Source organism: Streptococcus caecimuris (assembly GCF_943193075.1).
GTDB classification, from domain to species: Bacteria; Bacillota; Bacilli; order Lactobacillales; family Streptococcaceae; genus Streptococcus; species Streptococcus caecimuris.
In genome coordinates this window covers 1-14,556 of sequence record NZ_CALPCT010000012.1, presented here as the reverse complement: position 1 = coordinate 14,556, position 14,556 = coordinate 1, and the positions used below count along the sequence as shown (strand labels likewise).

General features: G+C 40.8%; 14 protein-coding genes and 1 other RNA gene. 13 read left to right on the top strand and 2 right to left on the bottom strand.

Going from position 1 to position 14,556, the window contains the following annotated elements:
* Positions 1 to 94 precede the first annotated feature (94 nt).
* The 8 genes from NFR56_RS06000 to pepC all read left to right on the top strand — a co-directional run bounded on the left by NFR56_RS06000 (position 95) and on the right by pepC (position 7,507).
* Complete coding sequence (locus NFR56_RS06000; RefSeq protein ID WP_049498839.1) at positions 95 to 895, top strand: amino acid ABC transporter permease; 801 nt, start codon at positions 95 to 97, stop codon at positions 893 to 895.
* Positions 895 to 1,638 carry an amino acid ABC transporter ATP-binding protein gene (locus NFR56_RS05995; protein ID WP_003003991.1) on the top strand — a complete coding sequence of 248 codons (744 nt, stop codon included), beginning with the start codon at positions 895 to 897 and terminating at the stop codon, positions 1,636 to 1,638. The genes NFR56_RS06000 and NFR56_RS05995 overlap by 1 nt, the downstream gene beginning before the upstream one ends.
* An 81-nt stretch (positions 1,639 to 1,719) precedes the next feature.
* The gene (locus NFR56_RS05990; RefSeq protein ID WP_003003995.1) at positions 1,720 to 1,947 is read left to right on the top strand and encodes a DUF4059 family protein; all 228 of its coding nucleotides are present in this window, start codon (positions 1,720 to 1,722) and stop codon (positions 1,945 to 1,947) included.
* A gap of 57 nt (positions 1,948 to 2,004) precedes the next feature.
* Positions 2,005 to 2,916, top strand: coding sequence for a thioredoxin-disulfide reductase (gene trxB / locus NFR56_RS05985; protein ID WP_049474369.1), 912 nt, complete (start codon positions 2,005 to 2,007; stop codon positions 2,914 to 2,916).
* A gap of 138 nt (positions 2,917 to 3,054) precedes the next feature.
* Entirely contained in the window at positions 3,055 to 4,515 is a 1,461-nt protein-coding gene (locus NFR56_RS05980) for a nicotinate phosphoribosyltransferase (protein WP_009732324.1), read from the top strand.
* Positions 4,512 to 5,336, top strand: a complete 825-nt coding sequence (gene nadE, locus NFR56_RS05975; RefSeq protein WP_251458148.1) for an NAD(+) synthase — start codon at positions 4,512 to 4,514, stop codon at positions 5,334 to 5,336. Before NFR56_RS05980 ends, nadE begins: the two co-directional genes overlap by 4 nt.
* A 217-nt stretch (positions 5,337 to 5,553) precedes the next feature.
* Positions 5,554 to 6,105: a GNAT family N-acetyltransferase gene (locus NFR56_RS05970; protein ID WP_251458145.1), complete on the top strand. Its 552-nt coding sequence runs from the start codon at positions 5,554 to 5,556 to the stop codon at positions 6,103 to 6,105.
* 67 nt (positions 6,106 to 6,172) lie between these two features.
* Positions 6,173 to 7,507, top strand: coding sequence for an aminopeptidase C (gene pepC / locus NFR56_RS05965; RefSeq protein ID WP_251458142.1), 1,335 nt, complete (start codon positions 6,173 to 6,175; stop codon positions 7,505 to 7,507).
* 178 nt (positions 7,508 to 7,685) lie between these two features.
* Here the strand turns inward: pepC and pbp1a are convergent, their stop codons facing one another.
* Together pbp1a and recU are read right to left on the bottom strand one after the other, a co-directional pair.
* Entirely contained in the window at positions 7,686 to 9,803 is a 2,118-nt protein-coding gene (gene pbp1a / locus NFR56_RS05960) for a penicillin-binding protein PBP1A (protein ID WP_251458138.1), read from the bottom strand.
* The gene (gene recU / locus NFR56_RS05955) at positions 9,804 to 10,397 is read right to left on the bottom strand and encodes a Holliday junction resolvase RecU (protein WP_003010355.1); all 594 of its coding nucleotides are present in this window, start codon (positions 10,395 to 10,397) and stop codon (positions 9,804 to 9,806) included.
* 64 nt (positions 10,398 to 10,461) lie between these two features.
* Between recU and NFR56_RS05950 the strand changes: the two genes are divergently transcribed.
* From NFR56_RS05950 to NFR56_RS05930, 5 genes are all read left to right on the top strand, one after another.
* Positions 10,462 to 10,989 carry an SLOG family protein gene (locus tag NFR56_RS05950; protein ID WP_251458135.1) on the top strand — a complete coding sequence of 176 codons (528 nt, stop codon included), beginning with the start codon at positions 10,462 to 10,464 and terminating at the stop codon, positions 10,987 to 10,989.
* Between the two features lie 69 nt (positions 10,990 to 11,058).
* Positions 11,059 to 11,400: a cell division regulator GpsB gene (gpsB, locus tag NFR56_RS05945; protein WP_049496141.1), complete on the top strand. Its 342-nt coding sequence runs from the start codon at positions 11,059 to 11,061 to the stop codon at positions 11,398 to 11,400.
* Positions 11,401 to 11,416: 16 nt separating this feature from the next.
* Positions 11,417 to 11,782: RNase P RNA component class B (gene rnpB / locus NFR56_RS05940), an RNA gene on the top strand.
* A 66-nt stretch (positions 11,783 to 11,848) separates the two neighbouring features.
* Positions 11,849 to 13,006, top strand: a complete 1,158-nt coding sequence (locus NFR56_RS05935) for a THUMP domain-containing class I SAM-dependent RNA methyltransferase (protein ID WP_003010349.1) — start codon at positions 11,849 to 11,851, stop codon at positions 13,004 to 13,006.
* Between the two features lie 11 nt (positions 13,007 to 13,017).
* Positions 13,018 to 14,442: a cell division site-positioning protein MapZ family protein gene (locus tag NFR56_RS05930; protein ID WP_134974510.1), complete on the top strand. Its 1,425-nt coding sequence runs from the start codon at positions 13,018 to 13,020 to the stop codon at positions 14,440 to 14,442.
* The last annotated feature ends 114 nt before the right edge of the window (positions 14,443 to 14,556 follow it).

Genomic DNA, 14,556 nt, shown 5'->3' with positions numbered 1-14,556 from the left:
AGTAGTCTATCATTTTTCTATTTCTATAGCAATTTTTGGAATTCCGATAGTGAATGTGATAGAATGTTTATGTTCGAGAAAGGAAGTAACAAAAATGTTTACAACTAATCTTTTAACTGCCAACTGGTATGCTGACTTTTTAAAACACGTTCCAGATAGCAAGCTGTTTAGTTTGAGAGCCGTATTGGATGCATTTCCGGCAGTCATTGGGAAATTGCCTGTGACGATTTTACTAGCCCTAGGAGGCGCATTTTTTGGGATTATTTTTGCCATGATTTTTGCTCTGGTCAAAATTAATCGTGTACGAATTCTTTACCCGATTCAAGCTGTTTTTGTCAGTTTTTTACGGGGGACTCCTTTGTTGGTTCAGTTGATGTTGACCTATTATGGGATTCCTCTTATTTTAAAAGCGATCAATCAGTCCTATGGAACAGCTTTTAATATTAATGCCATTCCAGCTGAGTTATTTGCAATTGTGGCTCTTGCCTTTAATGAAGCAGCTTATGCGAGTGAAACCATCCGGGCAGCCATTTTATCAGTGGATCCTGGTGAAATTGAGGCAGCGCGTAGTCTTGGGATGACCAACCGTCAAGTTTATCGACGGATTATTATTCCCAATGCAGCAGTCGTTGCAACTCCAACCTTAATCAACTCTCTCATTGGCTTAACCAAGGGGACCTCGCTAGCCTTTAGTGCCAGTGTGGTTGAAATTTTTGCCCAAGCACGGATTATTGGGGGGAGCGATTTGAAGTACTTTGAACGCTTTATCACGGTATCGATTGTTTACTGGATTGTGAACATTCTCATTGAAATACTAGGCCGTCACATTGAACGTCGACTGGATATTGAGACTCCCGTAGCAATTGATTTACCAGATCAGGAGGTCCGGATCTAATGATTTATATTTCAGAATTATCAAAGACATTTTCAGGTCAAAAGGTTTTAAATAATCTCAGTTTGGAAATTCAAAAAGGGGAAGTCGTGGCCCTAATCGGGTCTTCGGGAGCTGGTAAATCAACCTTCTTACGCAGTTTAAACTATTTGGAAGCACCAGACAGCGGTAGAATTAAGATTGATGATTTCGAGGTTGATTTTGAGCACATTACCCAAGATCAAATCTTAACCTTAAGAAGAAAATTGGCCATGGTGTTCCAACAGTTTAATTTGTTTGGTAGAAAAACAGCTCTTGAAAATGTGAAAGAAGGGCTCATTGTTGTGAAGGGCCTATCCGATCAAGAAGCAACGAAAATTGCTCGAGAAGAACTGGCAAAAGTCGGTTTATCGGATCGTGAAAATCACTATCCTCGTCACCTCTCAGGTGGACAAAAACAACGTGTGGCTTTGGCTCGTGCCTTGGCTATGAAACCAGAAGTTCTTTTGCTGGATGAACCGACTTCAGCCTTGGATCCAGAATTGGTTGGAGAAGTTGAAAAATCCATTGCCAATGCAGCAAAATCAGGACAAACCATGGTACTGGTCAGCCATGATATGTCTTTTGTAGCGCAAGTAGCAGATAAGGTCCTATTTTTGGATAAAGGACGGATTATTGAATCTGGAACACCAGAAGAAATCATGCAACATCCAAAAGAAGAACGGACAAAAGAATTCTTTGCTAGTTACAAACGGACCTATGTTTGATATAATAGAGAAGAGGTAAGACTCAGCTGGCAATGCTAGCTGGGTTTGTTTTCTGAAAATGTAAAAATATTTGGAGTCGTGATGTTAAATAAATTATTGTCCTTATATTTACAAAGTTTAGTGACGACAACGATTTTAGTTGGGATCGCTTCTTGTATTTGGATTGGCTACCGTGCCCTTAAGAAGAAAGATAAAACAGCCAAGCAACGACAAGCCCATTTGTATGATATCCTCTTAATTGATATCATGACGATTCCTATTTTAACCTTTGCGGTCATAGGGATTTTGTTTATCTTTCAAGCACGATAATTGCAAAAAGACCGTGTTAGAATTATAATGGTTACAAAAAACAGAAAGAGGTTGAGTATGTTTGATACAGTGATTATTGGAGCAGGTCCTGCAGGGATGACTGCTGCCCTTTATGCAGCACGAAGCAATTTAAAAGTCGCATTAATTGAGAGAGGGATTCCAGGCGGTCAAATGAACAATACGTCTGACATTGAAAACTATCCTGGCTATGCGAATATTAGTGGCCCAGACTTGGCTGAAAAAATGTTCGAGCCTTTAGAGAATCTTGGTGTGGAACATTTGTTTGGACAGGTAGAGCGCATCGAAGACCACGGAGCAACCAAAAAGATTGTCACAGATGATGGGGAATTTGAAGCTAAAACCGTGGTGATTGCAACAGGGTCTAACCACCGTTCATTGAATGTCCCTGGTGAAGAGGAGCTAAATAGTAGAGGGGTTTCCTACTGTGCTGTTTGTGATGGAGCTTTCTTTAGAGATGAGGATCTCTTGGTCGTTGGTGGTGGTGATTCTGCGGTAGAAGAAGCTGTCTTTTTGACTCAGTTTGCAAAAACAGTGACCATTGCCCATCGTCGTGATCAATTGCGTGCTCAAAAAGTTCTTCAAGATCGTGCCTTTGCCAATGATAAAATTCACTTTGCTTGGAATACGGTTGTTGAAGAAATTAAGGGTGAACAAAAAGTAACGTCTGTCCTTTTAAAAGATGTGAAGACAGGAGAGGTTAGAGAGCAAGCCTTCGGTGGTGTCTTTATCTATGTCGGTTTAGATCCTGTCAGTGATTTTGCGACAGAACTTGGTATTTTAGATGAAAATGGCTGGGTGGTCACGGATGATCATATGAGAACCACAGTCCCAGGTATTTTTGCGGTTGGCGATGTTCGTCAAAAAGATTTGCGTCAAGTGACGACAGCAGTCGGAGACGGTGCGATTGCTGGCCAAGAAGTTTATAAATATATCACAGAAAACTTTTAATCCAAAAAATCTGAGCTTCCTGTCTCAGATTTTTTTCATTCTTTCCTTTCAGTATTCAATAGGACTGAAATGTGCTATAATGGTACTAATTTTATGGTAGGAATTCATAGAACAAATCTATAAAAAAGAGGTATACATATGTATCCAGATGACAGTTTAACCTTGCATACTGATTTATACCAAATCAATATGATGCAGGTCTATTTTAATCAAGGTATCCACAATAAACATGCCGTATTTGAAGTCTATTTTCGTCAACAGCCTTTTAAAAACGGCTACGCAGTATTTGCTGGCTTAGAGAGAATTGTGAAATACTTGGAAAACTTGAGTTTTTCTGAGAGTGATATTGCCTATTTAGAGTCACTTGGTTATCATGGGGCCTTCTTGGAATATCTCCGTGATCTCAAGTTGGAATTGACGGTACGCTCGGCTCAAGAAGGAGACTTAGTCTTTGCGAATGAACCAATTGTTCAGGTAGAGGGCCCTCTGGCTCAGTGTCAATTGGTGGAAACAGCCCTTTTGAATATCGTCAACTTTCAAACCTTGATAGCCACAAAAGCTGCTCGTATTCGTTCAGTCATTGAAGATGAGCCTTTGATGGAATTTGGAACCCGTCGTGCGCAAGAAATGGATGCGGCCATTTGGGGCACTCGTGCGGCAGTCATCGGAGGGGCCAATGGGACTAGTAATGTTCGTGCAGGAAAACTCTTTGGAATCCCAGTTTTAGGAACTCATGCCCATTCTCTTGTACAGGTTTATGGAAATGACTACCAGGCCTTTAGGGCTTATGCGGAAACCCATAAAGATTGTGTCTTCCTCGTCGATACCTATGATACCCTTCGTATTGGGGTACCAGCAGCTATTCAGGTAGCACGTGAAATGGGAGATAAAATCAATTTCCTAGGCGTCCGGATTGACTCAGGAGATATTGCCTATATTTCTAAAAAGGTCCGCCAGCAATTAGATGAGGCTGGGTTTACAAATGCTAAAATCTACGCTTCTAATGACTTGGATGAAAATACCATCCTCAACTTAAAAATGCAAAAAGCAAAAATTGATGTTTGGGGTGTAGGAACCAAGTTAATTACAGCTTACGATCAACCAGCACTTGGAGCGGTATACAAAATTGTCTCTGTTGAAAACGAAGCAGGAGAGATGATCAATACTATCAAGCTTTCCAATAATGCAGAGAAAGTTTCTACTCCAGGTAAAAAGCAAGTCTGGCGGATTACGAGCCGTGAAAAAGGTAAGTCAGAAGGGGACTACATCACTTATGATGGAGTAGATGTTTCACATCTGACAGAACTTAAAATGTTCCATCCAACTTATACCTACATTAATAAAACAGTCCGAAACTTTGAGGCGATTCCTCTTTTAGTGGATATTTTTAAAGAGGGTCAATTGGTTTATCAACTGCCAACATTATCAGAAATTCAAGAATATGCTCGTAAAAATTACGATCAATTATGGGATGAATACAAGCGCGTCCTCAATCCACAGCATTACCCAGTTGACTTGGCCAAAGATATTTGGCAGGATAAGATGGACCTGATCGAGGAAATGCGTAACAAGGCCAATGGAGAAGGAGAAGCAAAATGAGTTTGCAAGAAGAGATTATCCAACAATTGGGTGTCAAGCCTAGCATTGATCCTCAGGAAGAGATTCGCCGCTCGGTTGATTTCTTAAAAAGATATCTAAAAAAACATCCCTTCTTGAAAACATTTGTATTAGGGATCTCAGGAGGGCAAGATTCAACTCTTGCTGGACGATTAGCTCAATTGGCCATGGAAGAAATGCGCGCAGAAACAGGAGATGCCTCCTATCAATTTATTGCCGTTCGTCTTCCTTATGGGGTACAGGCAGATGAAGCAGATGCACAAAAAGCATTGGCCTTTATCCAGCCGGATGTTAGCCTGGTTGTGAATATCAAGGAGTCTGCTGACGAAATGGTACGAGCAGTAGAAGCGACTGGAACAGAGGTTTCTGATTTTAACAAAGGCAATATTAAGGCTCGCAGTCGCATGATTGCTCAGTATGCTCTAGCTGGAGCACGTAGCGGAGCGGTGATTGGGACGGATCATGCTGCAGAAAATATTACTGGTTTCTTCACAAAATTTGGAGATGGTGGTGCAGATATTCTGCCCCTTTTCCGTTTGAATAAACGCCAAGGAAAACAATTGCTTAAGGTCTTAGGAGCCGATCCTGCTCTTTATGAGAAAATCCCAACAGCAGATTTGGAAGAAGAAAAACCAGGAATTGCAGATGAAGTAGCGCTGGGTGTCACCTATAATGAAATTGATGATTACCTAGAAGGCAAACAAGTGAGTCCAGAAGCTCAAGCCACTATTGAAAAATGGTGGTACAAAGGCCAACACAAACGCCACTTGCCAATCACAGTATTTGATCATTTTTGGGAGTAAAAAGGTCCAGTGGACCTTTTTAGCCCGAGTCTTAAAATAGGAGAACGAGGTAGAAATCGGTAATTCGTAGAGTTCGATTTCGTAGTCTTCTCATCATACAATATTGTGAAAAGCATCAAAAAGAAGGGCGGTTTCATCCGTCCTTTTCTTCTAGATTAAAGTAACCAACTTGCAAAGTTCAAGTTGCATGAAAAAATGAAATGAAGGGAGACAATCTATGAATCATCTTGGAAGTCTTGTCATAGAGACAGAGCATTTATACTTGAGGCCTTTCGTTTTGGAAGATGCACCGGCGATGTTTGAAAATTGGGCTTCTAATCCTGAAAATCTGAACTATGTCACCTGGGATGCCCATGCATCTACTGAGAGAACTAGAGAATCGATCAAAAGATGGATCGAACAGTATCGTAAACCAGATACTTATAAATGGGCGATCTGTTTAAAAACATCACCAGATCAGGTGATTGGAGATATTAGTGTAGTTTCTCAAGACCAGGAAAGTCAATCATGCGAGCTAGGTTATATCCTTGGCAAGAAATTCTGGGGGCAGGGATTTATGACAGAAGCCGTCATAGCTGTTTTAGATTTCTTATTGAATGAAGTCGGATTTAAAGAAATCAAAGCCACTTATGTCAGTTTAAATCCTGCTTCAGGGAAAGTCATGAAAAAGGCCGGAATGCAGTATGTAGAAACCATCCCTCATGCCATTCAACGCAAAGGATATTGTGGGGATAAAATCATCTATTCTATACAGAATCCCTCTCTATAGGGTGATTTTTACTTGAAGATTCTGCTCAAAGGATTATAATAGTAAATAACGAAAAAAGGAGATTGCTATGTCAGAATTAACGAAAGAATTTACAGACCAGCTCTATGCTAATTATGAAGCAAATGTGAAATATGCGGCTCTTGAAAATGCTGTTACCCACAATGGGATCCATGCATCGCTTGAAACGCGCAAGAGTGCAGTAGAAAATACACCAGTTTTTTCACTTGATTTGACCAAGGATAAGGTGACAAACCAAAAAGCATCTGGACGTTGTTGGATGTTTGCGGCTTTAAATACCTTCCGTCACAAGATGATTTCAAGCTTCCAATTGGAGGATTTTGAATTGTCTCAAGCACATACTTTCTTTTGGGATAAGTATGAAAAATCAAACTGGTTTTTGGAGCAAGTGATTGCTACAGCAGACCAAGAATTGACCAGCCGTAAGGTGGCTTTTCTCCTACAAACCCCTCAACAAGATGGCGGTCAATGGGATATGGTGGTATCCCTCTTTGAGAAATACGGAGTGGTTCCAAAATCAGTTTATCCAGAATCGATTTCTTCAAGCAATAGCCGGGAATTGAACACCTACCTCAATAAACTCTTGCGTCAAGATGCGCAAATCTTGCGTGATTTGATTCACTCAGGCGCAGATAGTGAGGCAGTTGCGAGCAAGAAACAAGCGCTGTTGCAAGAAATTTTTAACTTCTTGGCTATGTCTTTAGGATTGCCTCCACGTGAATTTGACTTTTCATACCGTGATAAGGACAACCAATTCCATAGTGAAAGTGGCATAACTCCACAAAGCTTCTACAAAAAATATGTAGACCTTCAATTAGACGATTACGTCTCTATTATCAATGCCCCAACTACAGACAAGCCATATGGAAAATCTTACACCGTAGATATGCTGGGCAATGTTGTTGGTAGCCGTCCAGTCCGCTACCTAAATGTTCCAATGGATCGATTGAAAGAATTAGCCATTGCTCAAATGAAAGCAGGGGAAACTGTCTGGTTTGGTTCAGATGTAGGCCAAGTCAGCAACCGTAAAGCCGGAATCCTGGCAACAGATGTCTACGATTTTGAAGTAGGCATGGACATTCATTTGACACAAGACAAGGCGGGTCGCTTGGACTATGCAGAAAGTCTCATGACACATGCTATGGTCTTGACAGGGGTTGATTTAGACGAAGCAGGTCAGTCTCGTAAATGGAAGGTTGAAAATTCATGGGGAGACAAGGTCGGTACAGATGGTTACTTTGTGGCTTCTGATGCTTGGATGGATGAATATACCTACCAAATCGTAGTTCGTAAAGAATTCCTAACAGCAGATGAATTAGCAGCCTATGAAGCAGAACCAATTGTCCTAGCACCGTGGGATCCAATGGGTGCTTTAGCAAAATAATGATATAGAAAAGAGCCGAAAGGCTCTTTTTTATATACTCAAAAATAAAAAAGCTGGGAAGTCTAACTAAATAAACCAGGTTTATAAGTGTTGGATTCTAAAATAAGAAGGAAAAGGTTCTGATTGTCCAACCATCATTTAAAAAAAGCCGGGCCAAAAGCCCGACTTCTCTGTTATATTATTCGTTATGATTGTTAGAGTCTTGTGAAGAAGGCTCAGATGGTTTAGATGGATTTTCTTCGTTCGAAGAGCTAGACGATGGTTCTTCATACGAATACTGATCAGTGGAATAACTTGGCTCATAATAGTAGTTATTGTAGTTGTTCTTACCATTGTTTAAGTAGAGATAAGAACCACTTCGATACAGTCCACTTGGTTGCGTCCAATCTGTATGACCAGAATTGTTGTTATTGGCAAGATAGAGCATCATCTGACGGTAAACATCTGTTGCTACCTGAATTCCGTTGTCTAATACCGGAGTCAAGCGATTTGAATAACCCGTCCAGACGGCCATAGCATATTCAGGTGTGTATCCAACGAATAATTCATCTGGAGCCACGATACTTGAATAACCTGTATTTTTGGTTAACTTATTAACCTCGTTGTCAGCATAGTTTGATGTACCTGTCTTACCAGCTTGGTAGACTCCTGAAATAGCCGCATTTGTACCAGTACCAGACATGAGAACTGTCTTCATCATATCTGTCATCATGTAGGCAGTTGTTGCCTTCATTGCACGGGTTCCTTCGGAATCGAATTCTTTTGTGGTTCCATCGCTAAAGACGACTCGACTAACATATTTCGGTTTGTAATAGGTACCACCATTTGCAAAAGCAGCATAGGCAGCAGCCATTTTTTCACTGCTAGCTCCGTATTTGTTACTTGAATCGCTAGTATTACTTGAGATGGCATTGGCGTATACCATTTCTGGATAGTCGATTCCCAGTCCATTTAGGAATTTCTTAGCTTTTTTAAGACCGACTTTTTCGAGGGCCTTCACCGCTGGAACGTTCCGAGATTGTTGGATTGCATAAGTCATAGTAATGCTACCGTAGTAAGAACGGTCCCAGTTGTAGACTGGTGTTGAGGAATGAGGGAAATTGTATGGTGCATCTGTAATGGTAGCTGCAGTAGAAGTATATTCCTCATGTTCAAGAGCTGGGGCGTAGTCTGTGATTGGCTTCATAGTAGAACCCCAGTCACGGTTAGTCTCAACGGCTTGGTTTGTACCAAAGGAAACGTTGCTAGATTGGTGACGAGAGCCAAGTTGTGCAATGACTTTACCATTATTAACATCGATAACTGTTGAAGCTACTTGCAATTCATCATCTGGATAGTTGACATATTCATCTGTATTGTAGATGTCCCACAATTTCTTTTGCGCTTCGGTATCAACGTTAGTATAGACATCCATTCCGGTTGTCAACAAATTGTAGCCCGTTTCTTCTTCGACTTGCTCGATCACTTCTTTTAGGTAATTATCCATATAGGCTGGGTAACTGCTTGAAGAACTGAGACTTTGCAGACCATCTGTAACAGGTGTATTGACCGCTGCTTCGTATTGTTTGTTAGAAATGGTCTTCATATCGAGCATTTCTTTTAATACTAAGTTTCGGCGCTGTTGCGCTGCTTCAGGATGGGAGTATGGATCGTATTGGTTTGGTGCTTGGGGCATCCCCGCAAGGAGTGCCAATTGAGGGAGCGAAAGATCTTTTAGATCTTTTCCGTAATAACTTTTCGCAGCTGTCTGCATTCCGTAGTTCCCATTCGCCATAAATACTTTATTGACGTAATAGGTCAAGATTTCTTGTTTGGTTGCTTTCTTTTCTAATTGGGTTGCTAACCAAGCTTCTTGGATCTTACGAGAGAGGGTACGGTCAGAGGCCGAAGTGGAGAAATAGGTTAATTTGATCAATTGTTGCGTCAAAGTTGATCCACCTTGACTTCCTCCTCGTAAGTTGTGAAGGAAGGAACCGCCGATCCGAATGATGTCGACCCCACGGTGATTGAAGAAACGGTGGTCTTCAATCGCTACGATAGCATTGACCAAATCAGTAGGGATTTCATTGGCTGTGACATTGATTCGTTTCTCAGCCCCCAAATCTGCGATCAAGTTATTTTGATTGTCATAGATCTTACTAGATGTTGTTGCAACCAAATCTTTTTCAGACAAGGTTGGTGCTTTCATAGCATAGTAACCAAATATTAGTCCACCAAGGACAAATAAAAGTAAGAAAAATGAAATGGCTGCGATGGCAACATATTTCAACCATTGAATGACTGTTTGTTTATTCATTTAAATACCGCCTAGAAGTTTCTGTTCGATAATATCAAGATAAGGAACGCTTGGAAGACGATTCTTATCTACTAGAAAGCCGTGCTCCTGAATATAGGAGAGGGGCATGGATTTACTACCATGATCGATGTTGTAATAGTGAATTAATGCAGGAGCAGGAAGTAAGTAGGTTTCACTCAACTTTGCAAAATGCAAGAGAACGAAACAGATACCGCCTTGCTGAACAACTGCCTCCATATGATCGATTTGATGTTGATGAAAATTTTTCATCGGCATGGATTGCTTTTGCTGTGTTTCCTTCGCTTCAAAATCGATATAGCGTCCCTTGTATACTCCAGAATAGTCCGTCGTTGAGGCTTGCCTGAAATAGGCTTCAACAATCTTTGCCCGACTGCGACGTGGATAATCCACTTTCACGATTTGAATCGGTGTTGGTTTTTTATGGATGACTGCTAGACCTCGAGAAAGATAGTATTGATTGCTTTCATTGATCATTTTTTCAAATGTCATCCCACGATTCGCAAAGTCGACTGGATGTTTCCTTTGTGTAGAGACCAAGGTTTTTTTGGCTACTTTATGTGGATAGTTGACCATAGTTCTCCTTATTGGTACAATTACATCACTCTATTATATCATAAATTAGAATAATGAGGAAAAAATGAATACCATACTTGTTGCAGGTTATAAGAGTTTTGATGTGGGAATCTTTTCCAATAAAGACCCTCGACTGACCATTATCAAAAAAGCCATTGAAAGAGATCTTCGTCGTCTATTTGAAGAAGGAGTGAAATGGCTGGTCTTTTCTGGTAATTTGGGATTTGAGGCTTGGGTACTAGAGGTCGCCTTTGCATTAAAAAAAGATTACGATTTTCAAATGGCGACGATCTTCCTATTTGAGAATGTTGGCGAAAATTGGAATGAAAGCAATCAGGAATTATTAGCACGCTTCAAACAGGTGGATTTCGTGAAATATGCCTATCCCCACTATAGCAATCCGGGTCAACTAAAAGAATACAATCAGTTTTTGATAGATAACGCGGATGGAGCTTATGTTTTTTATGATCCAGAAAATGAAACCAATTTAAAATATCTTTACAAAATGATGGTAGAAAAAGAACCATTTTATGTCAAACAATTAAGTTTTGATGACTTAAATGAACTTGCTGAAAATTTTTACGAAAACTAAGTGTTATACCTTGATTTTTCTTACCATTTTTTTATATAATTGAGATGATGAACTAGATTGGAGAGAGTAATGGCGAGTATTATTTTTACTGCGAAAGATATTTTTGATCAAGATTTCAAACGAGAAGTTCGTGGTTATAATAAAGATGAAGTAAATGAATTTTTGGATGATGTCATAAAAGACTATGAAACCTATGCTGCTTTGGTGAAGGAATTGCGTGAAGAAAACGCACGCCTTCGTGAAGAACTTGCCCAAAAAGCACAGGAAACACCACAAACATCTCCGATTGCTAGCACTGCTACGCAAGAATACCCGCAAGTGACAACAGCGACGAACTTTGATATTCTCAAACGTCTCAATCGTTTGGAAAAAGAAGTTTTTGGGAAACAGATCGTAGATCGCGATTATTAATCCCATAGATCGTGCAATTTTTGGATAATCGCGTGAGAGAATATTCTCATGAGGAAAGTCCATGCTAGCACAGGCTGTGATGCCTGTAGTGTTTGTGCTAGGTGAATCCATAAGCCTAGGGACTTGGTATTCAAGTTACGGCGAGTGAAGGAGCTAAGTCTAAGGATAAGCTCTAGTAACTCTGAAAGTGCCACAGTGACGTAGTTTTTAGGGAAACCTAAAAAGTGGAACGCGGTAAACCCCTCAAGCTAGCAACCCAAACTTTGGTCGGGGCATGGAATGCGTGGAAACGAACATAGCATTCTGACTGGAAACAGTAGACAGATGATTATCGAAGGAAATGGTACCTAGTCATTTCTGGAACAAAACATGGCTTATAGAAAATTGCATATAGGTTGATGAGGTGGAGAGAGATCTCAACCTCCTTTTTTAAAGTGATAGGAATAAGATGAAAAAACAATTTGAATTGATTGCAACGGTCGCTGCTGGCTTAGAGGCTGTTGTTGGTCGAGAACTACGCGATCTCGGTTACGATTGCCAGGTTGAAAATGGACGGATTCGATTTCAAGGAGACCGTCGAGCAATCATAGAGACCAATCTCTGGTTGCGCGCGGCTGATCGAGTAAAAATTGTGGTTGGGACTTTTCCAGCCAAAACCTTCGAAGAACTCTTTCAAGGTGTCTTTGCTTTGGATTGGGAAAATTATTTGCCTTTAGGAGCACGTTTTCCCATTTCTAAGGCTAAATGTGTCAAATCAAAACTTCATAATGAACCTAGCGTTCAGGCCATTTCGAAAAAAGCAGTGGTTAAAAAGTTACAAAAACATTATGCCCGCCCAGAAGGTGTTCCTCTCATGGAAAATGGGGCAGAGTTCAAGATCGAAGTATCGATCCTTAAAGATCAAGCCACTGTCTTGATTGATACCACTGGTAGTAGCCTCTTCAAACGTGGTTATCGGACTGAAAAAGGGGGAGCCCCTATTAAGGAAAATATGGCAGCAGCAATTCTTCTGTTGTCAAACTGGTATCCAGATAAGCCCTTGATTGACCCGACATGTGGTTCTGGAACCTTTTGTATTGAGGCGGCGATGATTGCGAGAAATATGGCACCTGGTTTACGTCGGACCTTTTCTTTTGAAGAATGGAACTGGATGGATGATCGCTTGATTCATGAAGTCCGTCAAGAAGCAAGCAGAAAAATCAATCGCGAGATCGAATTGGATATTATGGGAACTGATATCGATGCACGGATGGTTGAGATTGCCAAAGAAAATGCCCAGAAAGCGGGCGTTAGCAGTGACATTACTTTCAAACAGATGCGAGTCCAAGATCTTCACTCAGATAAGATCAACGGGGTGATTATCTCCAACCCTCCATATGGAGAACGCTTATCCGATGATGAGGGTGTGACGAAATTGTATACTGAAATGGGGCACGTATTTGCACCTCTCAAAACCTGGAGTAAATTTATCCTAACCAGTGATGAAGGTTTTGAATCTAAATTCGGTAGTAAAGCAGATAAAAAACGAAAACTTTATAACGGAACCCTAAAAGTTGATCTCTACCAATATTTTGGGGAACGAGTAAAACGGCAGATAAAGGCATAGAAAGGATTTTTATGACAGAGAAGGATAAAAAGCCATTAGAGCAAGAAACAGAATCAATTTTAGAGTTTGAAGATGCTAAAGAGATGACGATTGGGCAGGCCAATCGAAAGGCAGAAGAAATCGAAGCAGGTGTCACTGAAGGTGATAATGTCTTAGACAAATACATCAAACAACACCGAGCAGAAATTGAAGCTGAAAAATACGATACAAAAATTTTGGCCAAAGAAGAATTGGCTAAAGCTGAAGAGGTGGCAGCTTCAGAAACAGTTGCTGAAGTAGCTGAAGCAGTGGAGGCACCGGAAGTAACGGAAACGGTCTTGGAACAAAGACCTGAAATGGATGCTATCTCAACAGAATTACCTGCCAAGATTAAATTTGGACCTACACCAACTGAACCAGTTGTAGAAGCAGAGGACCTTCCTGAGGAAACACCAAGCAATGCGGGTAAACGAATCAAAGCGGTTCTATACTCTGCATTAGGTCTTGCGATTGTCGGTTCGGCCATTTTTGTGACCTATAACTGGATGCACAGTCGTGGAAAATCTGGTGGTACAACTGTTGTATCGTCTTCATCTAGCAAGTCATCTTCTACTTCTAAATCAAGTAGCAGTGAAACACAAGCTCAAAAACTAGAAGAGTTTACCAAAGCCTACGATGCCTTTTTTGTAGATGAATCAAAAAGTGCTCTTAAAAATGATAAATTCGGAGACTTGGAAAATCTGAAGAAACTGCTGGACAAATTAGAAGGAAGCAGTGATTATAATGCGGCTAAAACAAAATATGAAGACCTTGTGAAGCAAGTTTCTGCTATTCAAAAAGTGAATTCTCAATTTAGTTCTCCAGTCATCAAAGATGGAGTTCTTGATGCAACTGCCAAAGCGAAAAGTGATGCGACCTTTGCAGAAACAAAGACAGGCAATGAAAAATTAGATAGCTTATTGAATGAAGCGGTTGCGCAAGGACGTTCACAACAAGTTGCGACACCGGCACCAGTGACTGGAACAGGAGGTACAGATACTTCTAATGCAACTCCAGCCCCAGCTCAAGCAGCAACGCCTACGGCCCCAGCTGTCAATGCTGCTACAGGTAGTGCAGGAACGGCAAATCCAGGCTATTCAGGGTACGGTCTTCCAAGCGATGGTGTCCCACTTCAGCGGAACTTGAGTCGTGTGCCATATAACCAAGCAGCTATCAATGATGTCAATAACCCGGCTTGGGTATTTGGTGATGGGATCCTTGAAAAAGTATTGAACATTGCTCGTAAACGTGGACATATCACTGGCAATCAATACATTTTAGAGCGCGTCAATATCATTAATGGTAATGGCTATTACAACCTCTTCAAACCAGATGGAACCTATCTCTTTAGTATCAATGCCAAGACTGGTTATTTCGTAGGAAACGGGAAAGGTCATTCAGATGCTCTGGATTATTAATACCTGAGCAGACATCCCCTTTCTGGGAAAAATGACAATAAAAAAGAGAGTGGGACAGAAATCGGTAATTCGTTAGAATTCGATTTCGTCGTCCCACCTCCGCACAGTTGAGTA